Raw genomic sequence first — 26047 nt, 5'->3', positions numbered from 1 at the left:
ATCAGTTCGGCGGCTGACTCGGCGGCGCCTGCAGCTGGATTTCCTCGATGGTTTCGATCTGCTCGTGGGCGACATGCACGCCGGTGAGCTCGCCGATCAGCCGCCAATGCTCGTCGAGCCCGGCACTGATGGTGGCCATGCGGTCGATCATGCGACGGCCAGCCGCCTTGGTAACTTCGTCTTCACTGCGTAACAACTCGAAAGACATCGAGGTCATGGAAGCAGTGAGGTGGGTCAGAGAGCGAGCCGTGAGGCCGAGTAGCTCCATCAATAACTGTTCTTTCGATTCCATTCCTGAGGCTTCCTGCGTCGCTCGTGCTTTAGTTATAACCCAGCACTTTGCATTAGCAAATGTTTCAGAGCAGACACATTGCCCGCCAAAGGCTCGAATGACAGGTCAAAAACCGACTGCCAATATGTCGCCCGCGCCCTGTCTGATTGCCAAGCCCGGCGAGCCCAGTGTACAAATGCTCAGCTGCTGTCAGGAAACAGGCTTCAAAAGCGCTACCTCAGTCACCCCGTAGCCTCTCTGAAATCCTCTAAACACCGTAGCCTATTGGAAAAACGCGACATTTAATGTCAATATCGCGCCTTCCCCTATTTCGTCGCCCCGTGCGGCTTACGCCGCAGGTCTCGCCCGTTTTTCAGTTAAACAAGGCTTTGAGTATCTGCGGTCTGTTGCAAAAAGGTAGTCAATGATGAGCGCAAGGCACTTTCTCTCCCTGATGGATTGCACGCCCGAAGAGCTGGTCAGCGTGATCCGTCGAGGCGTTGAGCTCAAGGACCTGCGTAACCGCGGCGTACTGTTCGAGCCTTTGAAAAACCGCGTCCTGGGGATGATTTTCGAGAAGTCCTCGACCCGTACCCGTATTTCGTTCGAAGCCGGCATGATTCAGCTCGGTGGCCAGGCGATCTTCCTGTCGCCGCGCGACACTCAGCTGGGCCGTGGCGAACCGATCGGCGACGCCGCCATTGTCATGTCGAGCATGCTCGATGCAGTGATGATCCGTACGTTTTCGCACAGCACCCTGACCGAATTCGCCGCCAATTCGCGAGTCCCGCTGATCAACGGCCTGTCCGATGATCTGCACCCGTGCCAGTTGCTGGCCGACATGCAAACCTTCCTCGAACACCGCGGTTCGATCCAAGGCAAGACCGTGGCCTGGATCGGCGACGGCAACAACATGTGCAACAGCTATATAGAAGCGGCGATCCAGTTCGACTTCCAGCTGCGCATCGCCTGCCCGGAGGGTTACGAACCCAACCCTGAATTCGTGGCCAAGGCCGGCGATCGGGTAAGCATCGTCCGCGATCCTCAGGAAGCCGTGCGCGGCGCGCATCTGGTGAGCACCGACGTCTGGACCTCCATGGGCCAGGAAGAGGAAACCGCCAAGCGCCTGAAGCTGTTCGCACCGTTCCAGGTCAACCGTGCCCTGCTCGACCTGGCCGCACCGGACGTGCTGTTCATGCATTGCCTGCCGGCCCACCGTGGCGAGGAAATCAGCCTCGACCTGCTCGACGACCCGCGCTCGGTGGCCTGGGATCAAGCCGAAAACCGTCTGCATGCACAAAAGGCCCTGCTCGAGTTTCTCGTCCCACCTTCGTACCATCACGCATGAGCCAGCCATTACTGCTGAACCTGCGCAATCTGGCCTGTGGTTATCAAAACCAGCGGGTTGTGCAGAACCTCAACCTGCATTTGAATGCCGGCGATATCGGTTGCCTGCTGGGCTCTTCGGGCTGCGGCAAAACCACCACTCTGCGGGCCATTGCCGGTTTCGAACCGGTGCACGAGGGTGAGATCCAGTTGGCGGGCGAGACCATCTCCAGCGCCGGTTTCACCCTCGCCCCGGAAAAACGCCGGATCGGCATGGTGTTCCAGGATTACGCGCTGTTTCCGCATTTGAGCGTGGCCGAGAACATCGCCTTCGGGATCCGCAAGCACCCGCAAAAGGATCGTGTCACCGAAGAATTGCTCGAACTGGTCAACCTGAAAAACCTCGGCAAGCGCTTTCCCCATGAGCTGTCCGGTGGCCAGCAGCAGCGGGTCGCACTGGCCCGCGCCCTGGCGCCGGAACCGCAACTGCTATTGCTCGACGAGCCCTTCTCCAACCTAGACGGCGAATTGCGACGCAAGCTCAGCCATGAAGTACGCGACATCCTCAAGGCTCGCGGCACCAGTGCGATTCTGGTGACCCACGACCAGGAAGAAGCCTTCGCGGTCAGCGACCATGTCGGCGTTTTCAAGGAAGGTCGCCTGGAACAATGGGATACCCCCTACAACCTCTATCACGAACCGCTGACACCGTATGTGGCCAGCTTCATTGGTCAGGGTTACTTCATTCGCGGTCAGTTGAGCAGCCCGGAGTCGGTGCAGACCGAGCTGGGTGAATTGCGCGGCAACCGTGCCTACACCTGGCCGATCGGTGGCGCCGTGGACGTATTGCTGCGTCCGGACGACATCGTCTATGCACCGTCCAGCCCACTGAGGGCGCGGATTGTCGGCAAGAGCTTCCAGGGTGCCTCAACGCTGTATCGCTTGCAGTTGCCTACGGGCGCACAGCTGGAGTCGATTTTCCCGAGCCATGCCGATCATCTGGTCGGTGCTGAAGTCGGCATTCGGGTAGCGGCGGAACATCTGGTGCTGTTCCAGGCCTCCGGCAGCACAGCGGCGCAGATTCCGATGATCGAGTCCGGTGTTCGGCGCTACAGCGCCGCCAGCTGAACAATACGGACATAGGTGGGAGCTCGCTCCCACCTATTGGATTTTCGTTTAACCCAGTATTAGCGTTCCGCTCGCGACCAGCGTCGCATTCCCGCCAATACTCACCCGATCCCCTTCCAGCTGACAAAACAACTCCCCTCCCCGCGCCGAGCACTGATAAGCCGTCAGACTCGACTTGCTCAAGCGTTTCGACCAGTACGGAATCAGGCTGCAATGGGTTGAACCGGTCACCGGGTCTTCGTTGATGCCGATCGCCGGGGCAAAGTAGCGCGACACAAAGTCATGCTTGTTGCCTTTGGCTGTGACGATGGCGCCCGGCCACGGCAGTTTCGCCAGGGCGATCATGTCCGGCTGACAATCGAGCACCGCCTGCTCGGACTCCAGCACCACGAACAATTCCTTCGAGCCCAGCACATCGACCGCCTCGACGCCCAAGGCGCGCTCGACATCCCGGGTCACGCCCACTTCCGACGGCACGACTGCCGGGAAATCCAGCCACAAGCGCCCACCCTCTCGGGTGACACTCAACGGGCCGGACTTGCAGATGAAGTCCAGTCGCTCGACCGGTTCTTTATAGAGTTCAAACAGTACGTAGGCGCTGGCCAGGGTCGCATGACCGCACAACGGGACTTCAGTGATCGGGGTAAACCAGCGGATGCGCCAGACAGAACCCTCACGCACCAGGAACGCGGTTTCGGCGAGGTTATGTTCGGCGGCGATTTTTTGCATCAACTCATCGTCAAGCCAGGCATCGAGCCGGTACACCATCGCCGGGTTGCCACTGAACGGCCGATCACTGAACGCATCGATCTGATGAAACTCAAGCTGCATGGCACTTCTCCCTTTCTTCAGGTCGCCGAGCATGAAGTCTGGCATAGCCCTTCACCAGTGACAGAACGAACCAATTTCCACCATACAGCGCCGGGTTGTAAGCCCGAGACCTTTTGCTCAGGCACGACCGATATCGGCGAACTTCGCCTGGGTGTGTTCGGCCAACACGGCAGGCGCCAGTTCGACTTCCAGACCGCGCCGCCCGGCGCTGACGAAGATGCTGGAAAACGGCTGGGCCGAATGATCGATAAACGTGCGCAGGCGCTTCTTCTGCCCGAGCGGGCTGATACCGCCCAACAGATACCCCGTCGAACGCTGCGCGGCGGCAGGATCGGCCATTTCAACTTTTTTCACGCCTGCAGCCTGCGCCAGCGCTTTTAAGTCCAGACTTCCGACGACCGGCACCACCGCTACCAATAACTCCCCCTTCTCGCTGGCCGCCAGCAACGTCTTGAACACCTGCGCGGGATCCAGGCCCAGTTTTTCCGCGGCCTCCAGACCATAGGACGCTGCCTTCGGATCATGTTCGTAACTGTGCACGCGATGTTCGGCACGAACTTTTTTCAACAAATCCAATGCGGGGGTCATGACAGCTCCAGACTTGGCGGCAGAAGAAAAATACTGCGCAGGATTCTAGGTCATTGATCGATAAAAGGCTCTATTGCGCTGCTATTTCCAAGGATTGGCCGGGCTTTCGGTCGTTCGTCCACACGCCTCTCGCCAGATGAACGATGCGATCATTCACAGGACTAATAGTTTAAATATGACTGATGGTTCACTTTCGACCTTTGACAGCAGTGCTTCTTGTCTATATTTTTTCGAATGCGAACACAGCACGAACGTCTCACCGCAGCACCCGGCAGTAAGCCGAGCACAGGATGGGGATCCTGCCTCGGTGAAAATCGCGCTTTGACCTCGATGGAAAAGCGCCAGACAACAACAAAAACGAGGTTTTCAATGACAACTGCTTTACAACAACCGTCGCTCTCGAGCCAATGCATGGCCGAGTTTCTGGGCACTGCACTGCTGATCTTTTTCGGTACCGGCTGCGTCGCCGCGCTCAAGGTCGCGGGTGCCAGCTTCGGACTGTGGGAAATCAGCATCATCTGGGGGGTTGGCGTCAGTATGGCGATCTACCTCACCGCCGGCGTTTCCGGTGCGCACCTCAACCCTGCCGTGAGTATCGCGCTGAGCATTTTCGCTGACTTCGAAAAGCGCAAACTGCCTTTTTATATTTTCTCCCAGGTTGCCGGCGCCTTCTGCGGGGCATTGTTGGTTTACACGCTGTACAGCAACCTGTTCTTCGATTTCGAACAAACTCACCAAATGGTTCGTGGTACCGAGGCCAGCCTTGAATTGGCCTCAGTGTTCTCCACCTTCCCGAACCCTGCCCTGTCCACGGGCCAGGCCTTTCTGGTTGAAGTGATCATCACCGCCATTCTGATGGGCGTGATCATGTCGCTTACCGACGACAACAATGGCCTGCCCAAAGGACCGCTGGCGCCGTTGTTGATCGGCCTGCTGATTGCCGTGATCGGCAGCTCGATGGGGCCGCTGACCGGTTTCGCGATGAACCCGGCCCGCGACTTCGGTCCTAAACTGATGACTTTCTTCGCAGGCTGGGGTGAAATTTCCTTCACTGGCGGACGCGATATCCCGTACTTCCTGATTCCGGTTTTCGCACCGATTGTTGGTGCCTGTCTCGGTGCTGCAGCTTATCGCGGGCTGATTGCCCGTCATCTGCCCAGCGCCATACCTGCTACAAAGGACGCAGCACTGGCCATTGACGGCAAACCAAGAACGTCTTGAAACCGTTGGCGCGTGATCCTGCCCATTTTGATCCCGCGCCTGACTTCACTTCCTTATTTCGTCCAAGGCAATCGACATGACCGACATTCAGAATAAGAACTACATCATTGCCCTCGATCAGGGTACGACCAGCTCCCGCGCGATCATTTTCGATCGCGACGCGAACGTGGTTTGCACCGCCCAGCGTGAATTCGCACAGCATTACCCGCAAGCCGGTTGGGTCGAACACGACCCGATGGAAATCTTCGCCACCCAGAGCGCCGTGATGGTCGAGGCCCTGGCTCAAGCCGGCCTGCATCACGACCAGGTCGCGGCCATCGGCATCACCAACCAGCGCGAAACCACCGTGGTCTGGGACAAGACCACTGGCCGCCCTATCTACAACGCGATCGTCTGGCAGTGCCGCCGCAGCACCGAAATCTGCCAGCAGCTCAAGCGCGATGGCCACGAGCAATACATCAGCGACACCACGGGCCTGGTTACCGACCCGTACTTCTCCGGCACCAAGCTCAAGTGGATCCTCGACAATGTCGAAGGCAGCCGTGAGCGGGCGCGCAAGGGTGAACTGCTGTTCGGCACCGTCGACAGCTGGCTGATCTGGAAATTTACCGGCGGCAAGGTGCACGTCACCGACTACACCAACGCCTCGCGCACCATGCTCTTCAACATCCACACGCTGGAGTGGGACGCGAAGATGCTGGACGTCCTCGACATCCCGCGCGAGATGCTGCCGGAAGTTAAGTCCTCGTCCGAAATCTACGGCCACACCAAAAGCGGCATCGCCATTGGCGGTATCGCCGGCGACCAACAGGCCGCCCTGTTCGGCCAAATGTGCGTCGAGCCAGGCCAGGCGAAAAACACCTACGGCACCGGTTGCTTCCTGTTGATGAACACCGGCGACAAAGCGGTGAAGTCCAAGCACGGCATGCTGACCACCATCGCGTGCGGTCCGCGTGGCGAAGTGGCCTATGCGCTGGAAGGCGCGGTGTTCAACGGTGGCTCCACCGTGCAGTGGCTGCGTGATGAACTGAAGATCATCAACGACGCCCACGACACCGAATACTTCGCCAACAAGGTCAAGGACAGCAACGGCGTGTACCTGGTGCCGGCCTTCACCGGCCTGGGCGCTCCGTACTGGGATCCGTATGCCCGTGGCGCGCTGTTCGGCCTGACCCGTGGCGTACGCGTGGATCACATCATTCGTGCAGCGCTTGAGTCGATTGCTTACCAGACCCGTGACGTTCTGGACGCCATGCAGCAGGATTCCGGCGAACGCCTGAAAGCCCTGCGCGTGGACGGCGGCGCAGTGGCGAACAACTTCCTGATGCAGTTCCAGGCCGACATCCTCGGCACTCAGGTCGAGCGTCCGAAAATGCGCGAAACCACCGCGTTGGGCGCCGCTTACCTGGCGGGTTTGGCCTGCGGCTTCTGGGGCAGCCTGGAGGAGTTGCGCGGCAAGGCGGTGATCGAGCGCGAGTTCGAACCGGCGCTGGACGAAACCGCGAAGGAAAAACTCTACGCTGGCTGGAAAAAAGCCGTCAGCCGCACTCGCGACTGGGAACCGCACGAAGGAGCTGAATAAGCCAGGGACCGGACTCGTATCCGGTTGTAACTGGTCGGGAGCGGATTCCTGCGGCATCATGGGCAAATTTTGCACGGCAGCCCAAAGGAAGCCCCATGAATCTGCCTCCCCGTCAGCAGCAAATCCTCGAACTGGTCCGCGAACGCGGCTATGTCAGCATCGAGGAAATGGCCCAGCTGTTCGTCGTTACACCGCAAACCATCCGCCGCGATATCAATCAACTGGCGGAAGTGAATCTGTTGCGTCGCTATCACGGCGGCGCAGCCTACGACTCCAGCGTCGAAAACACCGCCTACGCCATGCGCGCCGATCAGATGCGCGATGAAAAGCAGCGTATCGGCGAAGCCATTGCGGCGCAGATTCCCGATCACGCCTCACTGTTCATCAATATCGGCACCACCACCGAATCCATTGCTCGGGCGCTGCTCAACCACAGCCACCTGAAAATCATCACCAATAACCTGCATGTGGCCTCGATGCTCAGCGCCAAGGACGACTTCGACGTGCTGCTGACCGGTGGCAACGTACGGCGTGACGGTGGCGTGGTCGGTCAGGCCAGCGTCGACTTCATTAACCAGTTCAAGGTCGACTTCGCCCTGGTCGGCATCAGTGGTATCGATGAAGACGGCAGCTTGCTGGATTTCGACTATCAGGAAGTGCGGGTGTCCCAGGCGATCATCGCCAACGCCCGACAGGTGATTCTCGCGGCGGATTCCAGCAAATTCGGACGCAACGCCATGATTCGCCTGGGGCCGATCAGCCTGATCGATTGCCTGGTCACCGACCAGCCGCCTTCGCCGGCCCTGGCGCAGTTGTTGAGCCAGCACAAGATCCGGCTGGAGGTCGTGTAAGCACATCCCCCCTGTGGCGAGGGGGCTTGCCCCCGTTCGGCTGCACAGCAGACGCCAATCAGACAACATGTTCTTCCTGAGATACCGCGGTAGCCGGTTTTAGGGCCGCTTCGCAGCCCAGCGGGAGCAAGCTCCCTCGCCACAAAAAGCACTCTCCACCATCATTCAATGTTCGAAAATTTTCCTTTAACCGCCCTTCGATCAGTATTTTCAATCGAAGCTGGCTGGTCGTGGACGTCTTTATGGGCTAGTATTTTCGCAAATGAACATTAATGTTCGAATTCAAATATAGAAATCCAAAAAAACCGAGGCCAGCCGATGCCCACTTCTACCTTGCCTACGCCCCCTCTCGCCGAGGTCTACGATATCGCCGTCATTGGTGGTGGGATCAATGGCGTGGGGATCGCAGCGGATGCCGCCGGTCGCGGCCTTTCGGTGTTCCTTTGCGAAAAGGATGATCTGGCCAGCCACACCTCGTCGGCCAGCAGCAAGCTGATCCACGGTGGCCTGCGCTACCTGGAGCATTATGAATTCCGCCTGGTGCGCGAAGCCCTGGCCGAGCGCGAAGTGCTGCTGGCCAAGGCACCGCACATCGTCAAACAGATGCGCTTCGTGCTGCCGCACCGCCCGCACTTGCGTCCGGCCTGGATGATCCGCGCCGGCCTGTTCCTTTATGACCACCTCGGCAAACGGGAAAAACTCGAAGGCTCGAAAAGCCTGAAGTTCGGCCCGGACAGCCCGCTGAAAAGCGAAATCACCAAAGGCTTCGAATACTCCGATTGCTGGGTCGATGACGCACGCCTCGTGGTGCTGAATGCCATGGCTGCCCGCGAGAAAGGTGCCCACGTTCATACACAAACCCGTTGCGTCAGTGCCCGTCGCGCCAAGGGCCTGTGGCACATGAACCTGGAACGCGCCGATGGCAGCCTGTTTTCGATCCGCGCCAAGGCACTGGTGAATGCTGCTGGCCCATGGGTCGCCCAGTTCATTCGTGACGACCTGAAGATGGAATCGCCGTACGGCATCCGTCTGATCCAGGGCAGCCACCTGATCGTGCCGAAATTGTACGAAGGCGAACACGCGCACATTCTGCAAAACGAAGATCAGCGCATCGTCTTCACCATTCCGTACCTGAACCACTTCACCCTGATCGGCACCACCGACCGCGAGTACACCGGCGACCCGGCAAAAGTGGCGATCACTGAAGGCGAAACCGATTACCTGCTGAAAGTGGTCAATGCCCACTTCAAGAAACAACTCAGCCGCGCGGACATCCTGCACAGCTACTCCGGCGTTCGTCCGCTGTGCAACGACGAATCCGACAACCCGTCGGCTGTCACCCGCGACTACACCCTGGCGTTGTCGGGTTCTGGTGAAGACGCGCCGTTGCTGTCGGTGTTCGGCGGCAAGCTGACGACCTACCGCAAACTGGCCGAGTCGGCGCTGGCGCAACTGGCCCCGTACTTCACGCACATCAAGCCAAGCTGGACCGCCACCGCGCCCCTGCCCGGTGGCGAAGACATGACGACTCCGCAGGCGTTGAGTTCGCGGATCCGCGACAAGTTCGACTGGATCCCCACCGAAATCGCCCGTCGCTGGTCCACCACTTATGGCAACCGCACCTGGCGCATGCTCGAAGGCGTGGAAAACCTCGGTGACCTGGGTGAACACATCGGCGGCGGCCTCTACACCCGCGAAGTCGACTACCTGTGCAGCGAAGAATGGGCGACCACCGCCGATGACATCCTGTGGCGCCGCAGCAAGCTTGGGCTGTTCACCACTGCGGCGGAACAGCAGAAGCTCAAGGATTACCTGAACAAGCTCGAACAGAACCGCAGCAAGATCGAAGCGGCCTGATCGGATATCCGGTTAAACCAAAGCCCCTGAATCTCACGATTCAGGGGCTTTTTCATACCCCGTGATCCATTCGGTTTTCCGAACGCGACTTGTCGGTCGGTTCGGTAAACCGGATCGCCCGACAACAATTTCTATGCCATAAATATTTAATACCCTTAAAAATCAACAACTTGTTCCATATCGCCCGGTCTGGCACGAGTCATGCTCTACACTCTCGGACGAATGTTTGTTGTGCTACTCCTTCAAGAGCCGTCAGGCATTCGAAGCACCAAAAAGGGCCGATGAACTGGCTCCATATAAAAACAATGTCGAGGAAAATTTGATGCGCATCGTTCCCCATCTCCTGGGCGCAGCCATTGCTGCCGCTCTGATTAGCACTCCAGTTTTCGCCGCCGAACTCACCGGCACACTGAAGAAGATCAAAGAGTCCGGCACCATCACCCTCGGGCATCGTGACGCTTCCATTCCGTTTTCCTATATCGCGGACGCTTCCGGCAAACCGGTTGGCTACTCCCACGATATCCAGCTGAAAATCGTCGAAGCCATCAAGAAAGACCTGGACATGCCCAACCTCCAGGTCAAATACAACCTGGTGACCTCGCAAACCCGTATCCCGCTGGTGCAGAACGGCACCGTGGACGTCGAGTGCGGTTCCACCACCAACAACGTCGAGCGTCAGCAACAAGTTGACTTCTCCGTCGGCATCTTCGAAATCGGCACCAAGCTGCTGACCAAGAAAGACTCGCCTTACAAAGACTTCGCCGATCTGAAAGGCAAGAACGTCGTGACCACCGCCGGCACCACGTCCGAGCGCATCCTCAAGTCGATGAACGCCGACAAGCAGATGGGCATGAACGTGATCTCCGCCAAAGACCATGGCGAATCCTTCCAGATGCTGGAAACCGGCCGTGCCGTGGCCTTCATGATGGACGACGCCTTGCTGGCCGGTGAAATGGCCAAGGCCAAGAAGCCGGATGACTGGGCCGTGACCGGCACACCACAGTCCTTCGAAATCTACGGCTGCATGGTTCGCAAGGGCGACGCGCCATTCAAGAAAGCCGTCGACGACGCAATCATCGCGACCTACAAGTCGGGCGAGATCAACAAGATCTACGACAGATGGTTCCAGTCGCCGATTCCACCAAAAGGCCTGAATCTGATGTTCCCGATGAGCCCCGAGCTCAAGGCCCTGTTCGCCAATCCGACCGACAAAGCGGCTGACGAAAAGAAATCCTGATTTCTGACTAACCTTATCCCCTGAAAAGGCCTCTGCCCTTTCAGGGGTTGTCACTCCCTGCTGGCATTTTTGGAAACACTCGAACCGGTGGCTGTCGAGCCGTTCGCGTGTGCCTGTGCGTCATGCTCAGGCGGGAACGGAGCTTCCCCAGGCGGGCACTTGTACATCGATCGAATCCGAGGGGAGACCCTAATGAATTACAACTGGGACTGGGGCGTGTTCTTCAAGTCCACCGGCGTGGGTAGCGAAATTTATTTCGACTGGTACCTCTCCGGTTTGGGCTGGACCATCGCCATCGCCGTCGCCGCCTGGATCATCGCGCTGCTGCTGGGCTCGATCCTGGGCGTCATGCGCACGGTGCCGAATCGCATCGTATCGGGCATCGCGACCTGCTACGTCGAACTTTTCCGTAACGTGCCGCTGCTGGTTCAGCTGTTCATCTGGTACTTCCTGGTGCCCGACCTGCTGCCGCAAAACCTGCAGGACTGGTACAAGCAGGACCTGAACCCGACCACCTCGGCCTTCCTCAGCGTCGTCGTGTGCCTGGGCCTGTTCACCACGGCTCGCGTTTGTGAACAAGTGCGCACCGGTATCCAGGCGCTGCCCCGCGGCCAGGAATCCGCTGCCCGCGCCATGGGTTTCAAGCTGCCGCAGATCTACTGGAACGTGCTGCTGCCCCAGGCTTATCGCATCATCATTCCGCCGCTTACCTCGGAATTCCTGAACGTGTTCAAGAACTCCTCCGTCGCGTCGCTGATTGGCCTGATGGAGCTGCTCGCGCAGACCAAACAGACCGCCGAGTTCTCCGCCAACCTGTTCGAAGCCTTCACCCTGGCCACGCTGATCTACTTCACGCTGAACATGAGCCTGATGCTGCTGATGCGCGCGGTCGAGAAGAAAGTCGCCGTACCGGGCCTGATTTCCGTAGGGGGTAAATGATGGAATTCGACTTCTCGGGCATCATTCCGTCCCTGCCGGGCATGTGGAACGGCATGGTCATGACCCTCCAGCTGATGGCCCTGGGCGTGAGCGGCGGGATCATCCTCGGCACGATCCTCGCGTTGATGCGCCTGTCCCACAGCAAACTGCTGTCGAACATTGCCGGCGCCTACGTTAACTATTTCCGCTCGATTCCGCTGCTGCTGGTCATCACCTGGTTCTACCTGGCGGTGCCGTTCGTACTGCGCTGGATCACCGGAGAAGACACCCCGATCGGCGCGTTCGCCTCGTGCATCGTGGCGTTCATGATGTTCGAAGCCGCGTACTTCTGCGAAATCGTCCGGGCTGGTGTGCAGTCGATTCCCAAGGGCCAGATGGGCGCTGCCCAGGCCCTGGGCATGACGTATGGCCAGATGATGCGGTTGATCATCCTGCCGCAAGCGTTCCGCAAGATGACCCCGCTGCTGTTGCAACAGAGCATCATCCTGTTTCAGGACACCTCGCTGGTCTACGCGGTTGGCCTGGTGGACTTCCTCAATGCCTCGCGTGCCAGTGGTGACATCATCGGCCGCTCCAATGAGTTCCTGATCTTCGCAGGTCTCACGTACTTCATCATCAGCTTTGCCGCCTCGCAGCTGGTCAAGCGTCTGCAAAAAAGGTTCGCCGTATGATCTCTATCAAGAACGTCAACAAGTGGTATGGGGACTTCCAGGTACTGACTGATTGCAGCACCGAGGTCAAAAAAGGCGAAGTGATTGTGGTGTGCGGGCCGTCCGGTTCCGGCAAATCCACCCTGATCAAGTGCGTCAACGCCCTGGAACCGTTCCAGAAAGGTGACATCGTGGTCGACGGCACCTCCATCGCCGACCCGAAGACCAATCTGCCGAAACTGCGCTCGCGCGTGGGCATGGTGTTCCAGCATTTCGAACTGTTCCCGCACCTGACCATCACCGAAAACCTGACCATCGCGCAGATCAAGGTGTTGGGCCGCAGCAAGGAAGAAGCCACCAAGAAAGGCCTGCAACTGCTTGAGCGCGTCGGCCTGTCTGCCCATGCGCATAAGCATCCTGGCCAGCTTTCCGGTGGCCAGCAACAGCGTGTGGCGATTGCCCGTGCGCTGGCGATGGACCCGATCGTCATGCTGTTCGACGAACCGACCTCGGCGCTGGACCCGGAAATGGTCAACGAAGTACTCGACGTGATGGTGCAACTGGCCCACGAAGGCATGACCATGATGTGCGTGACCCACGAAATGGGCTTCGCCCGCAAGGTCGCGGACCGGGTGATCTTCATGGACGCCGGCAAGATTATCGAAGACTGCAAGAAAGAAGAATTCTTCGGTGATATCAACGCCCGCTCCGAGCGCGCGCAGCATTTCCTCGAGAAGATTCTGCAGCACTAAGAAGGAAGACACCGCTCCCCCTGTGGGAGCGGGCTTTTGTGGCGAGGGGGCTGCTGTGGCGAGGGTGCTTGCCCCCGTTGGACTGCGTAGCCGTCCCAATACCTGAATACTCGGATTGTCAGATACAACCCGAATCCAGATATTGGGGCCGCTTCGCGACCCAACGGGGGCAAGCCCCCTCGCCACAAAAGCCCCCTCGCCACACAGCAACTCCCACAGAACCCGTGGGGATATGGATATTTGTGTTGTGGTTGACCCAAGGCATCTGTGATGAAATGCGACTCCACTCTCTATCGCGCCGCGCCGCCATCACTCGCCGTGAAACCCCGTTTGATTCGCCATCTGTTCCTGCCGCCGCTGATCATCGCCCTGATGATCGGATTGGGTTACATCGGCTTCTGGGTCAGTGAACACTATGGCATTCGCAGCCTCAGCGAGAACGGCCAGCGTCAGCTGGAACTGCACGCGCGCGCCGTCGAAAGCGAGATCAGCAAATACACCTACCTGCCCAGCCTGCTGGAACTCGAATCGAGTGTTTCCAAGCTGCTGGCCGACCCGTCGCCGGAACACCGGCAGACGGTCAACGAATACCTCGAAGGCCTGAACCGGCGCAGCCGCAGTCGGGCCATTTATGTGATGGACACCACCGGCCGCGTACTGGCCACCAGCAACTGGCGCGATGTCGACAGTTATCTGGGCGAAGACCTGTCCTTCCGCGCCTACTTCCAGAACGCCGTGCGCGGCCAGCCGGGGCGGTTCTACGGCATCGGCAGCACCAGCGGCGAACCTGGCTATTACCTGGCTCATGGCCTGGAGGAACACGGCAAGATCACCGGCGTCGCGGTGGTCAAGGTGCGCCTTGAAGCCATGGAAGAACGCTGGCAGCGCGCGCGCCTGGAAGCGTTCGTCAGCGACGAGAACGGCATCATCATTCTCTCCAGCGATCCGGCGCGGCGGCTCAAGTCGGTGCTGCCGTTGAGTGACGACACCAAGGAACGCCTGGCCCGCAGCCTTCAGTACTACTGGTATCCGCTGAATGAACTGCAACCGCTGGCCCGAGAGAAACTGGCTGAAGGCGAGGAAAAACTGACCTTCCCCGCCAACAGCGAACTGGTGTCCGATGAAGAGAACATCAGCTACCTGTCGCAAACCCGGCCGCTGAGCGACACCCCGTGGAATTTCACCCTGCTCACGCCCCTGCAAGACCTGCGGCGTGAAGCGATCAATCAGGGGATTCTGGTGGCGGTGGCGTTTGCCCTGGTGGCCTTCCTGCTGATCGCCTGGAACGAGCGGCGCAAAGTGATCGCCACCCGCCTCGCGGCGCGGGAAGCCTTGCAGGAAGCCAACAATCAACTGGAGCGTCGGATTACCGAACGCACCACTGACCTGCGTGCCAGCAACGAACGGCTCAAGGGGCAGATTCGTGAGCGTCGACAGGCTGAAGAAACCTTGCGCCGCGCTCAGGATGAACTGGTCCAGGCCGGCAAACTGGCGGCCATCGGCCAGATGTCCACCAGCATCGCCCACGAATTGAACCAACCGCTGGCAGCCTTGCGGACCTTGTCCGGCAATACCGTGCGCTTTCTGGAGCGCGGTCAGCTGGATGTAGCCAGCACCAATCTCAAGACCATCAATGAACTGATCGACCGCATGGGCCGGATTACCGCCAGCCTGCGTTCTTTCGCCCGGCGTGGCGATGACCAAGGCCAGGCCAGCCTCGGCAAAGGCGTGGACGCCGCCCTGCAATTGCTGGGCAGCCGGATGGAGAACGTGCCGTTGCAATTGCATCGCGACTTTGCCGACGTGCAGGTGCAGATCGACCAGACCCGTCTGGAGCAGATCCTGGTCAACCTGATCGGCAACGCGCTCGATGCCATGCAGTCGCAGCCCCAACCGACGTTGTGGCTCGAAGGCGAGGAATACGACGGCAAGTATCGCCTGCGGGTGCGCGACAACGGCCACGGCATCGATGCCGAAGCACGCAAGCATCTGTTCGAACCGTTCTTCACCACCAAACCCGGCGAACAGGGCCTGGGCCTCGGCCTGACCCTGTCGGCGAGCCTGGCAGCCGCCACGGGCGGGCATCTGGGTGTCGAACACCCGGCCAGCGGTGGCACCACCTTCGTCCTCAGTTTACCGTTGGTAAGCCCCACTCCCGCCGAGCCAATATGAACAACGACCTTAGTGTGCTGATCGTCGAAGACGACCCCCATGTGCTGCTCGGTTGCCAACAGGCACTGACGCTCGAAGACATTCCCTGCATCGGCGTCGGCAGCGCCGAAGAAGCGCTGGAGCGGGTGGGCGATAACTTCGCCGGCATCGTCATCAGCGACATCCGCCTGCCGGGCATCGATGGCCTGGAACTGCTGACCCGGCTCAAGGCCCGTGATCGCAGCCTGCCGGTGGTGCTGATTACCGGCCACGGCGACATCTCGATGGCCGTCGGCGCGATGCAGAAAGGCGCCTACGACTTCATGGAGAAACCTTTCTCCCCCGAACGCCTGGTGGACGTCGCCCGCCGCGCGCTGGAGCAACGCAGCCTGGCGCGGGAAGTCACCTCGTTACGTCGACAACTGTTCGAGCGTGATTCCCTCGAAGGCCGGATCATCGGTCGCTCGCCGGCCATGCAAAACCTGCGGGAACTGATCGCCAACGTCGCCGATACGTCGGCCAACGTGCTGATCGAAGGCGAGACCGGCACCGGCAAGGAACTGGTTGCGCGCTGCCTGCACGACTTCAGCCGCCGGCACAGCAAACAGTTCGTCGCGCTGAACTGCGGTGGCCTGCCGGAGAATCTGTTCGAAAGCGAAATCTTCGGCCACGAGGCCAACGCTTTCACCGGTGCCGGCAAACGGCGGATCGGCAAGATCGAACACGCCGATGGTGGCACGCTGTTCCTCGACGAAGTGGAAAGCATGCCGCTGCCGTTGCAGATCAAACTGCTGCGGGTGCTGCAGGAACGCACCCTCGAACGCCTGGGTTCGAACCAGAGCGTGGCGGTGGATTGCCGGGTGATCGCCGCGACCAAGTCCGATCTGGATGAGTCGAGCAAGGCTGGCGAGTTTCGCAGCGACCTGTATTACCGCCTGAACGTGGTCACCCTGGAACTGCCACCGCTGCGCGAACGCCGCGAAGACATCCTGCAATTGTTCGAGCACTTTTTGCAGCAGTCATCCCTGCGCTTCGACCGCTCGCTGCCTGAACTGGACAACCAGACCGTGTCGATTCTGATGAGCCACGACTGGCCAGGCAACGTGCGCGAACTGCGCAACGTCGCCGAACGCTTCGCCCTCGGCCTGCCGGCCTTCAAGAAGACCGGCGCCAGCGGCAGCAATCAGGGCCTGGCCTTCGCCGAAGCGGTGGAAGCTTTCGAACGCAACCTGCTCAGCGATGCCTTGCAGCGCAGCGGCGGCAACCTGACCCAAGCCAGCCAGGAGCTGGGAATGGCCAAGACCACGCTGTTCGACAAAGTGAAGAAATACGGGCTGAGCCACTGATGGACCTGATTTTCAAAGCAACCCTGGGCGCGGCGGTAGTGGTGATCCTCGCCATGCTGGCCAAGACCAAAAACTATTACATCGCAGGCCTGGTGCCGCTGTTTCCGACCTTTGCGCTGATCGCTCACTACATTGTCGGCAAAGGACGTTCACTGGATGACCTGAAGACCACCATCGTGTTTGGCATGTGGTCGATCATTCCGTACTTCGTCTATCTGGCGACCTTGTATGTGATGGTCGACCGGATGCGGCTGGAGGCTTCGCTAGCGGTGGCGGCAGTGGCGTGGTTGATGGCGGCGACGGTGCTGGTCAGCGTGTGGGTGCGCCTGCACGGCTAACCCCCTTTCCTTGAAATCTGTGACTTGTGAACTGTGAACTGTGGCGAGGGAGCTTGCTCCCGCTCGGGTGCGCAGCAGCCGCAAAACCGGTGTACCTGGTATCTCTGACGGAAACAGTCGCTGTTATTGGGGCTGCTTCGCAGCCCAGCGGGAGCAAGCTCCCTCGCCACAAAAGCGCTCCGCGACCGCGATCAGTCCACGCGTCCACCTTTTTCTTCGCTCATGATCTGCCGTATCGCGCCAACAAACGCCTCCACCGGCTGCCCGCCAGTGACGGCGTACTGCCCGTTGAACACCACCGTCGGCACTGAACTCACGCCGCGCGACAACCACAACTGTTCTTCCTCGCGAACCTCTTTGGCGAATTCGTCCGAAGCCAGAATCGCCTCAGCCCGCTGCCGGTCCAGCCCGACGCTTTCGGCGATCTGTACCAATTGCCCGTGATCGGACGGATTGCCGCCCTCAGTGAAATACGCCTTGAACAACGCCTCTTTGAGGTTGAGCTGCAACCCTTCCAGCCCCGCCCAATGCAGCAAGCGATGAGCATCGAAGGTGTTGTAGATGCGGCTGTTGCCGTCCGTGCGAAAGGCAAACCCGACCTCGGCGCCGCGCGCGCGGATCATTTCGCGGTTCTTCTGCGACTGTTCAGGCGTCGAGCCGTATTTTTCGGTGATGTGTTCGGTGATGTTCTGCCCTTCGGGGCCCATCTTCGGGTTCAGTTCGAATGGCTGGAAACGGATCTCGGCCTGGACTTCGTCACCCAGCAAATCCAGGGCCCTGGTCAAGCCGTACAGGCCGACGACGCACCAGGGGCAGGACACGTCGCTGACGAAATCGATTTTCAGGGGGGTACTCATCGCTCACCTCGCAGACTTGAATCATGCCGCAAAATTCGAACGATACACCCGTAGGAGCTGCCGAAGGCTGCGATCTTTTGACCTTGATCCTGATCTTCTTCCAGATCGCTGAAGATCAAGATCAAAAGATCGCAGCCTTCGGCAGCTCCTACATGGGGGTATCAGGGACTCCACATTGGCTTCAAGTGTCAGAGAAGGTTGTGCTCAACCACCGGATCAATCTGTGCCCAGTGCGAAGTATCTTCGCGGTGGGCCTGCAAATACGGTAACACCGCCGCCAGCAATGGCGCCTTGAACGCCTCCTGAAATCGATGGGCCAGCCCCGGAATCAACTTCAACTGACTGCCACGAATGTGTGCCGCCAGGTGTACGCCATGCATCACCGGCAACAATGGATCGGCGGTGCCGTGAACCACCAGCGTCGGCACGCGAAGTTGGTTGAGCAGATCCACACGACTGCGCTCGGCAAGGATCGCCATGATCTGGCGCTTCACGCCCTCGGGGTTAAACGCCCGGTCATAAGACAGCGCCGCTTGATGCAGCAACGCTTGCCGATCATCAGTGACCGACGGACTGCCCAGCGCCGCCAGCAGATCAGCCTGTTGTTCCAGCGCCACTTCACGATTCGGCGCGCCGCGTCGCGCGAGCAACTGCACCAGCGCCGCACTCGGCGCCGGCAAGCCTTCGGCCCCCGAACTGGTCATCAACAGCGTCAGGCTCTCGACCCGCTGCGGCGCCATCGCTGCCATATGCTGGGCAATCATGCCACCCATACTCGCGCCCAAAACGTGGAATTGCTCGACGTGCAACGCGTCCATCAACCCCAGTGCATCATCGGCCATGTCCGTCAGCGTATAAGGTGCGGCCACCGGCAAACCGAGCTTGTAGCGCAGCACTTCGAACGTCAGGTTGGCCTCAACCGGCGCCTGGCGCCAAGTGGACAGGCCGACATCACGATTGTCATAACGAATCACCCGGAAACCCTGCTGACACAACGCGACCACCACTTCGTCCGGCCAGTGAATCAACTGCCCGCCCAGGCCCATCACCAGCAACAACGCAGGGTCGGACGCACGGCCGATGCTCTGGTACGCCAGACTCACCTGATCCAGATCGACCCGTTCGGTCGGAACATTGACATCGCAACGAGACGCCGCCAAAGACGGGAAATTGAACAACACAGCGATCAGAAAGACCGCTGTGGATAAAAATCGTGCACGCATGAAAAACACCGAAACGCAGAACCCCAGTAGAGCGCGAGTCTGATGAAGTTTGTTCAAGCGCGCTGCCACAGTTACGTGACAGTTTGATGAAGAGTGCCGAGCGGTCGTGGAGCATGAGAAATCTACCACTCATCGGAAAACACCCCGTACCTGTTATTTCTGACAGTAGCCAGCCTCCAGCTTAGAGACTTCAATCCTCTGACGCACCAATGCCGCAGCTGTTCAGGCACCATCTCAAAATCGGAGCATGCTATGAGCGTTTTTACAGCCGAACAGTTGGCCGCACTGCAAATAGAAAGCCCGCTGCAACCGGTCGATCTTTTCGCCGAGATAAAGTCAGAGGGGGTATTTACGCTGGATGGAATACTCAATCTGTTTCCTGCCCTGATTCCTGGCTGGCACAAGGTCGACTATCCCGTGGCATCGTACGGGGTCAACGCTGACGAAACGGCTGGCGCCGGAATTGGCTGGTGGATTCTCTTCATCTCCTACAAATTGATGGCGGCGCAAGACACGATACGGCTGTACATGGGCAAACGCCTTGAGCCGGGCCAGGTCCCGGATCCGACAGAGGAAGGAACCCTGATCAAGACAGTCGTGGTCCCTTCCGATCACGACAGCCAGGACATAGTCGGTTTCATTCCCAGAGCCGCCGTTGAAAGACCGGGCATCCACTGGATGTGGTACACCGTCGAGCGCACCAGTGGCAATGGTCCCGAACCCTCGGACGGAATCGTCGTATGGTTCAAGCCGACCTTCCCGGACAGCCTCGATCCGACGGGCAACTCCAGCGAACGAGTGCCTTTGCAAGCCCCTGAGTTCCCATCGATTATCGATCAGGCGATGGTAGAGGCTGGGATTAAAGTCATTGTTCCTGCCTGGCCAATCATGACCGTCGGTGACGTTATTACCCTGACGATCGGCAATCAAATCGTCGAATACACCCTCAAGAATGATGAGGTGGGCCAGAACGTTGTGATGTTCGTGTCGTCTGCCATCCTCAAGCGAATCGGTCCCGCTGACCCGTTGTTGGTGCGTTACAAAATCCGTGACCAGGTACACAACAGCAGCCTCACGTCCGAAACAGGTAAAGGAACGCTGATTCCGGAAGTTACCTATCTAGAAGCACCTTCAGTGCCTGGTTCAATAAAAGATGTTCTCCACCTCGACCACCTCGACCAGGCCTCCATGAAAGTCGAAATCTTCGTGGAACGCGCCGATGCCGTCGCTGGAGATAAAGTGGAATGCTTTCTCTACGACCCCACGACCGGAGTCACCCGATCCTATGGTCCGTTTGATTACAAAAGAGGCACCCTCGTGATCGAGGTACCTTACGAAACAGTGAAAAATCTGGCACCGGCAACTATAGAGCTCTACTACGAACGTATAAGAAAGGTGTCGGGTGTAGAGGAGCGCACCCCGTCCTTCTCCTATTTTCTGGAGCTGGTCGGCGAAAAATATCGCGGTCCCGCCCCTACAGCCCCTCAGGCCCATGGCGGCGAACTGTCGCCAGACCTTGCAGAGACGGTGGTGTATGTCGGCCCGGACATCAAGGGGCTGGAAATTGGCGATAAGGTAACGTTGACCTGTCTGAGTACGAGCGCAGGCGGCACCACTCGCCTGCAAACCTTTGAGCGATTTGTCACGCGATCGATGGTGATTCCAGGAGTGGGAACCGTCGTGCCGTTCGAGATCGATACGAGGCACTTTGACACGTACCGGAGTGGCACATTCCGGGTTACCTACACTGTAACCGGGGGAAATCACCTCGCCCCTCTGGAATCTCATGCGTTGCTTTTGCACATCGGCCCCGTCAAAAACACCTTGGGTGTCGTCGATGTCGGCAAGGATGTAAACGGTGTACTCGATCCCAAGGACATTCCTTTCGGCACGCCGGCCATTTGCCCGGCAAAGGCCCATACCCAGGTTGGCGACACGGTTTACCTCCAGGTGTGGACCGCTGATGACAGACTTGTCTGGGTCGACTCGCTACCGATTACCGCCGCTCACATCGGTAAAGACATTGAGTTCAGATTGGCATTCGAACTGATCGACTCGCTGAAACACCAGGTCATCCGTATCGACTGGCACATTGAACGCAACCGGGCACTGCCGCTGACGGCAACCGAACTGGTATTGCTCATTGGGAATGTGGCTCTGGGACTTGCCCCTCCGACACTTGTTGAAGTACCTGCTGGTAACCTAATCAATCCGCGGCACACCGAAAAAAGCACGACTGTCGAGATCGCCTACGAGGGCATGTCCACCGTCCATAAAGTCACGTTAATCGTCGCTGGGCGCTCGGGCTTTGGTAGCCCGGTCGTGCCAACGCAACAAGGGAATGCCAGCGGCACGCTGCGAATCAGCTTGCGACTGATGACCGTACCCGCCAACCTCCGCCACAGTATGAAGCTCTACTACCGTGTTTCGCAGCCTGGACTACCTGACCAATTCTCCGGCGTCACCACCTATGAAGTCACCGCGATACCCGATGAAGCCATCGTCTTTCCGAGCCTGAGCATTGCACAAGCGCCGGATCACAAGACGCTGGACCTCAGTACGTTTGAAGGCGATGCGCGCTGGAGTCTGGCGCCCTGGCTGTTTATCGCTGTCGGGACGCGAATGCGCGTAGCCTTGGGTGGAAGCAATGCGGCCGAGACTGATCACCTCATCATGTTGTTCGATGGCGTGATTACTGCGGATCATGTGAAAAGTGGGTTGAGCGGTGTCATTAACCGTCAACAACTGGAGCTGTTCAAGGATGGCTCCCAGGCGATGGGATTATCGATTGCAAACTTCAGCGATAAGGGTGGTGTCGACACGTTTTTCCCTGTTCGTGAATTAACCATCCTGAACAAGACACGGAGTCTGCTCATCAAGAAAGCGATCGATGCCAACACAGGCGCTCGGATTCTCAACGGCGGCAGCACCAAAACCAATCGTGTGACGTTGTCCGGCACGGGTAAACCGGGTAGCACACTTACACTGCTCCAAAACGATAATGTCCCGAAACCCATCGGCACATTCAAAGTGCCCGCCAACGGCAACTGGAGTTACACCTTCACCGTGACGGCCTCGTCGTTTCATCGGCTGACCGTTCAAGTGCAACCTGACGGGAAGCCCTCGAACCTATGGACGTTCAGTGTCCTGGCGCCTCAACCTCAGCCCATCACACCCCATATCTTGCTGGCACTTAATGCCAGAGGTCAGAACCTGTATGACAACGAGCGCACCACAACCTATGGCATCAGTATCAATGGCGTTGCCGCCCCCGGCACCCAGGTGCGGGTACTGCTTAATGGAGGGATCGTTCTAGACCGAATTTACGTAGGTGCAAATGGATTCTGGCAGTCGGGACTATTTGGAGTGGGTTCGGGCGTATACCAAATCAGTGTTCAAGGGATATACGGGAATTATCCAATCTCAAAAGTCTTCACTCAGTCGGTGACCTATGGCTAGACCGAAGTCTCACCAAAACAGTAGGGCCGTGCCCAGCGAATATCACTGCGCACGGCCCCGTTTAATGTTGGAGAGAGCCTGCTGCGTCCTTAAGCCAACTGACTCCGCAACTGCCGCGCCGCCGCCACCATGTTCACTAACGCCGCCTCGGTCTCCGGCCACGCCCGGGTCTTCAACCCGCAATCGGGGTTTACCCACAACCGCTCGGCCGGAATGCGCTTCACCGCTTTGCTTATCAACTTGACCATCTCGGCCGTGTCCGGCACCCGTGGCGAGTGGATGTCGTAGACGCCCGGGCCGATGTCGTTCGGGTAGTCGAAGGCTTCGAAGGCCTCCAGCAATTCCATGTCCGAGCGCGAAGTTTCGATGGTGATTACGTCGGCGTCCATGGCGGCGATGGACTCGATTACGTCGTTGAATTCGCTGTAGCACATGTGGGTGTGGATCTGGGTTTCGTCACGCACACCCGATGCACTCAGGCGGAACGCTTCCACCGCCCAGTCGAGGTATTCCTGCCATTGCGCCCGGCGTAGCGGCAGGCCTTCGCGGAACGCGGCTTCGTCGATCTGCACGATCTTGATGCCGGCAGCTTCCAGGTCGACCACTTCATCACGCAGGGCCAACGCCAACTGTTGCGCCTGGATTTTGCGCGAGACGTCTTCACGTGGGAATGACCACATCAGCATGGTCACGGGACCGGTGAGCATGCCTTTCATGACCTTGTCGGTCAGGCTCTGAGCATAGGTGATCCAGTCGACGGTCATGGCGTTTGGGCGGCTCAGGTCGCCGTAGATGATCGCCGGTTTGACGCAGCGCGAACCGTAGCTCTGGACCCAGCCGAACCGGGTGAAGGCATACCCCTCAAGCTGTTCGGCGAAGTACTCGACCATGTCGTTGCGTTCGGCTTCACCGTGCACCAGCACGTCCAGCCCCAGGCGTTCCTGGATTTGCACGGCGTGGCGGATTTCGCTGTGCATGGCATCGGTGTAATCGTTGGCCGAGAGTTTGCCTTGCTTGAAGGCCTGACGAGCCAGGCGGATCGAACCGGTTTGCGGGAACGAGCCGATGGTGGTCGTCGGGAATGCCGGCAGCTGCAAGCGCGCACGCTGCTGCTCGATCCGTTTGGCAAACGGCGAATGGCGTTGGCTGTCTGCCGCGCCGATGGCGTTGATGCGGGCCTGAACATCCGCCTTGTGGATACGCGGCGATTGGGCGCGGCTGGCCGCAATGGCACGGCTTTCAGCCAGGGCGGCTTGCACCTTGGGCGCTTGCGGATCGTTCAGGGCATCGCGCAGCACGGCGATCTCACCGCACTTCTGCACGGCAAACGCCAGCCAGCTTTTCAGTTCGGGGTCGAGTTTGTCTTCATGCGCAAGGTCCACAGGGCTGTGCAGCAGCGAGCAGGAACTGCTGACCCACAAGTTATCGCCGAAGCGCTCCTGGGCAAACTGCAGTTGTGCCAGGGCTTGCTCCAGTTCGCAGCGCCAGACGTTGCGGCCGTTGACCAGTCCCACCGAGAGAATCTTGTAGGTCGGCAGTCGATCCAAAACCTGGCCGAGCTGATCCGGCGAACGCACCGCGTCAATGTGCAAACCTTGTACAGGCAGGCCGACGGCCAGCCCGAGGTTGTCTTCCAGGCCACTGAAGTAGGTGGCCACGAGTTTTTTCAGCGGCGAGTATTGGAGGATGTGGTAAGCGCGTTCGAAGGCGTTTTTCCAGGACTGTGGCAGGTCGAGGGTCAGGATCGGCTCATCGATCTGCACCCACTCCACGCCTTGGGCGGCGAGGCGTCCGAGGATTTCACCGTAGATCGGCAGCAGGCGTTCCAGCAGGTCGAGCTTGTCGAAGTCGTTGCCTTTGGCTTTGCCCAGCCACAGGTAAGTCAGCGGGCCGATGATCACCGGTTTGACGTTGTGGCCGAGGGCCTTGGCTTCTTCGACTTCATCGAACAATTGTTCCCAGCTCAGTTTGAATGGTTGGTCTGCGCTGAATTCCGGGACCAGGTAGTGGTAGTTGGTGTCGAACCACTTGGTCAGTTCCTGGGCGTATTGCGCCTTGGCATGTTCGCCGCCGCAGCAGGTCGCGGTGGCACCACGCGCCATGGCGAACAAGGTGTCGAGGGTCGGCAGGCCGCGTTCATCCTTGGCGCTGTCGAAACGCTCGGGGATCACGCCGAAGGTCAACGAGTGAGTCAGCACCTGGTCGTACCAGGCGAAGTCGCCCACGGGCAGCAGGTCGATGCCAGCGTCTTTCTGCAATTGCCAGTGGGTGGCGCGCAATTGGCGGCCGACGCTTTTCAATGCGTCCTGGTCGAGGTCGCCCTTCCAGTAGGCTTCGAGGGCTTTTTTCAGTTCGCGGTCGGCACCGATGCGCGGAAAACCAAGTGTGTGGGCCAGGGCCATGGTGAATTTCTCTCTATAAAGGATGCTGTAAAACATGCTGCTATTGTCGACAGCTCAGCCAACATGAGACAAACTCAACCTTTTCGTGTTGATCACAAGTTTTCCTCATGGAGCCCTCGGTGCTTGAAATCCGTCACCTGAAAACCCTGCACGCCCTGCGCGAAGCCGACAGCCTGGTGGATGCGGCCGACCGCCTGCACCTGACCCAGTCGGCGCTGTCCCACCAGTTCAAGGAGCTGGAAGAACGCATGGGCATGCCACTGTTCGTGCGCAAGACCAAACCGGTGCGCTTCACCAGTGCCGGTTTGCGCCTGCTGCAACTGGCCGACGCCACCCTGCCGTTGCTGCGCAGTGCCGAGCGCGACATTGCACGGCTGGCCGGTGGCACGGCGGGGCGTCTGCACATGGCGATCGAGTGCCACAGTTGCTTCCAGTGGCTGATGCCGACCATCGACCAGTTCCGCGATGCCTGGCCGGAAGTCGAGCTGGACCTGGCCTCGGGTTTCTCCTTCGCCCCGCTGCCGGCGCTGGCCCGAGGCGACCTGGACCTGGTGGTGACCTCCGATCCGCTGGAACTGGTGGGCATCACTTACGTGCCGTTGTTCACCTACGAAGCCATGCTCGCGGTGGCGAACCAACACCGCTTGGCGAGCAAGCCGTACATCGTGCCCGAAGACCTGCTCACGGAAACCTTGATCACCTACCCGGTTGAACGCGATCGGCTGGACATCTTCACCCGCTTCCTGGAGCCGGCCGACATCGAACCGGCGCAGGTGCGCACCTCGGAACTGACGGTGATGATGATGCAACTGGTGGCCAGCGGTCGCGGTGTCTGCGGCATGCCCCATTGGGCGCTGCATGAGTACAGTTCACGGGGTTATGTGAAGGCCAAGCGACTGGGGGAGAAAGGATTGTTTGCGACGTTGTATGCCGGGATCCGCGCCGACATGCTGGATGCGCCGTACATGCGCGACTTTTTGCTGACGGCCAAGGACACGTCGTTTTCGACGCTGGATGGGGTTAGTGCCGTCCGATAGA

General features: G+C 59.1%; 21 protein-coding genes. 15 read left to right on the top strand and 6 right to left on the bottom strand.

Features of this window, described 5'->3' with window-relative positions; genetic code table 11:
* Position 1: 1 nt before the first annotated feature.
* A complete protein-coding gene (plzR, locus tag ACEN9A_RS04995; protein WP_019651357.1) occupies positions 2-292 on the bottom strand; it encodes a PlzR type 4 pili assembly inhibitor in 291 nt (96 codons plus the stop codon).
* Between the two features lie 406 nt (positions 293-698).
* On the opposite strand from plzR, the gene argF reads away from it, so the two are divergent.
* Both argF and ACEN9A_RS04985 read left to right on the top strand, forming a co-directional pair.
* The gene (argF, locus tag ACEN9A_RS04990; protein ID WP_019581556.1) at positions 699-1619 is read left to right on the top strand and encodes an ornithine carbamoyltransferase; all 921 of its coding nucleotides are present in this window, start codon (positions 699-701) and stop codon (positions 1617-1619) included.
* Complete coding sequence (locus ACEN9A_RS04985) at positions 1616-2725, top strand: ABC transporter ATP-binding protein (RefSeq protein ID WP_258672507.1); 1110 nt, start codon at positions 1616-1618, stop codon at positions 2723-2725. Before argF ends, ACEN9A_RS04985 begins: the two co-directional genes overlap by 4 nt.
* Positions 2726-2773: 48 nt before the next feature.
* On the opposite strand, the gene ACEN9A_RS04980 is transcribed toward ACEN9A_RS04985, so the two are convergent.
* Complete coding sequence (locus ACEN9A_RS04980; RefSeq protein WP_258672506.1) at positions 2774-3556, bottom strand: PhzF family phenazine biosynthesis protein; 783 nt, start codon at positions 3554-3556, stop codon at positions 2774-2776.
* A 117-nt stretch (positions 3557-3673) separates the two neighbouring features.
* Positions 3674-4144 carry a Cys-tRNA(Pro) deacylase gene (gene ybaK / locus ACEN9A_RS04975; RefSeq protein ID WP_007938929.1) on the bottom strand — a complete coding sequence of 157 codons (471 nt, stop codon included), beginning with the start codon at positions 4142-4144 and terminating at the stop codon, positions 3674-3676.
* 369 nt (positions 4145-4513) lie between these two features.
* On the opposite strand from ybaK, the gene ACEN9A_RS04970 reads away from it, so the two are divergent.
* The 11 genes from ACEN9A_RS04970 to ACEN9A_RS04920 all read left to right on the top strand — a co-directional run bounded on the left by ACEN9A_RS04970 (position 4514) and on the right by ACEN9A_RS04920 (position 17068).
* Positions 4514-5365, top strand: coding sequence for an MIP/aquaporin family protein (locus ACEN9A_RS04970; RefSeq protein WP_019581559.1), 852 nt, complete (start codon positions 4514-4516; stop codon positions 5363-5365).
* A 76-nt stretch (positions 5366-5441) separates the two neighbouring features.
* Positions 5442-6947 carry a glycerol kinase GlpK gene (glpK, locus tag ACEN9A_RS04965; protein ID WP_258672505.1) on the top strand — a complete coding sequence of 502 codons (1506 nt, stop codon included), beginning with the start codon at positions 5442-5444 and terminating at the stop codon, positions 6945-6947.
* 95 nt (positions 6948-7042) lie between these two features.
* Positions 7043-7798 (top strand): DeoR/GlpR family transcriptional regulator, encoded by a 756-nt coding sequence (locus tag ACEN9A_RS04960; RefSeq protein ID WP_007938932.1) that lies wholly within the window; start codon positions 7043-7045, stop codon positions 7796-7798.
* A 318-nt stretch (positions 7799-8116) separates the two neighbouring features.
* Positions 8117-9655 (top strand): glycerol-3-phosphate dehydrogenase, encoded by a 1539-nt coding sequence (glpD, locus tag ACEN9A_RS04955; protein WP_019651352.1) that lies wholly within the window; start codon positions 8117-8119, stop codon positions 9653-9655.
* Positions 9656-9977: 322 nt separating this feature from the next.
* Positions 9978-10892 (top strand): glutamate/aspartate ABC transporter substrate-binding protein, encoded by a 915-nt coding sequence (locus tag ACEN9A_RS04950; RefSeq protein ID WP_258672504.1) that lies wholly within the window; start codon positions 9978-9980, stop codon positions 10890-10892.
* A gap of 192 nt (positions 10893-11084) precedes the next feature.
* Positions 11085-11831 carry an amino acid ABC transporter permease gene (locus ACEN9A_RS04945; RefSeq protein WP_018926619.1) on the top strand — a complete coding sequence of 249 codons (747 nt, stop codon included), beginning with the start codon at positions 11085-11087 and terminating at the stop codon, positions 11829-11831.
* Positions 11831-12502: an amino acid ABC transporter permease gene (locus ACEN9A_RS04940; protein ID WP_258672503.1), complete on the top strand. Its 672-nt coding sequence runs from the start codon at positions 11831-11833 to the stop codon at positions 12500-12502. The genes ACEN9A_RS04945 and ACEN9A_RS04940 overlap by 1 nt, the downstream gene beginning before the upstream one ends.
* The gene (locus tag ACEN9A_RS04935; protein ID WP_007938941.1) at positions 12499-13233 is read left to right on the top strand and encodes an amino acid ABC transporter ATP-binding protein; all 735 of its coding nucleotides are present in this window, start codon (positions 12499-12501) and stop codon (positions 13231-13233) included. Before ACEN9A_RS04940 ends, ACEN9A_RS04935 begins: the two co-directional genes overlap by 4 nt.
* A 270-nt stretch (positions 13234-13503) precedes the next feature.
* Positions 13504-15405 (top strand): two-component sensor histidine kinase AauS, encoded by a 1902-nt coding sequence (gene aauS / locus ACEN9A_RS04930; RefSeq protein WP_258672501.1) that lies wholly within the window; start codon positions 13504-13506, stop codon positions 15403-15405.
* Positions 15402-16730: a two-component response regulator AauR gene (gene aauR / locus ACEN9A_RS04925; RefSeq protein WP_019651348.1), complete on the top strand. Its 1329-nt coding sequence runs from the start codon at positions 15402-15404 to the stop codon at positions 16728-16730. The genes aauS and aauR overlap by 4 nt, the downstream gene beginning before the upstream one ends.
* Positions 16731-16738: 8 nt before the next feature.
* Entirely contained in the window at positions 16739-17068 is a 330-nt protein-coding gene (locus ACEN9A_RS04920) for a GlpM family protein (RefSeq protein WP_176466865.1), read from the top strand.
* A gap of 191 nt (positions 17069-17259) precedes the next feature.
* Here ACEN9A_RS04920 and ACEN9A_RS04915 read toward each other — a convergent pair whose 3' ends face one another.
* Both ACEN9A_RS04915 and ACEN9A_RS04910 read right to left on the bottom strand, forming a co-directional pair.
* Complete coding sequence (locus ACEN9A_RS04915; RefSeq protein WP_258672499.1) at positions 17260-17925, bottom strand: DsbA family oxidoreductase; 666 nt, start codon at positions 17923-17925, stop codon at positions 17260-17262.
* A gap of 188 nt (positions 17926-18113) precedes the next feature.
* Positions 18114-19148: an alpha/beta fold hydrolase gene (locus ACEN9A_RS04910; protein WP_258672498.1), complete on the bottom strand. Its 1035-nt coding sequence runs from the start codon at positions 19146-19148 to the stop codon at positions 18114-18116.
* 252 nt (positions 19149-19400) lie between these two features.
* Here ACEN9A_RS04910 and ACEN9A_RS04905 point away from each other — a divergent pair, with 252 nt between their 5' ends.
* Positions 19401-22607: a hypothetical protein gene (locus ACEN9A_RS04905; RefSeq protein WP_258672497.1), complete on the top strand. Its 3207-nt coding sequence runs from the start codon at positions 19401-19403 to the stop codon at positions 22605-22607.
* Positions 22608-22696: 89 nt separating this feature from the next.
* Here ACEN9A_RS04905 and metE read toward each other — a convergent pair whose 3' ends face one another.
* A complete protein-coding gene (metE, locus tag ACEN9A_RS04900) occupies positions 22697-25009 on the bottom strand; it encodes a 5-methyltetrahydropteroyltriglutamate--homocysteine S-methyltransferase (RefSeq protein ID WP_258674144.1) in 2313 nt (770 codons plus the stop codon).
* 119 nt (positions 25010-25128) lie between these two features.
* On the opposite strand from metE, the gene metR reads away from it, so the two are divergent.
* Positions 25129-26046 carry a transcriptional regulator MetR gene (gene metR, locus ACEN9A_RS04895; RefSeq protein WP_018926627.1) on the top strand — a complete coding sequence of 306 codons (918 nt, stop codon included), beginning with the start codon at positions 25129-25131 and terminating at the stop codon, positions 26044-26046.
* Position 26047 lies beyond the last annotated feature (1 nt).

The sequence above is a fragment of the Pseudomonas sp. Pseusp18 genome, from assembly GCF_059506005.1.
This window is presented reverse-complemented; position numbering and strand designations above follow the sequence as displayed.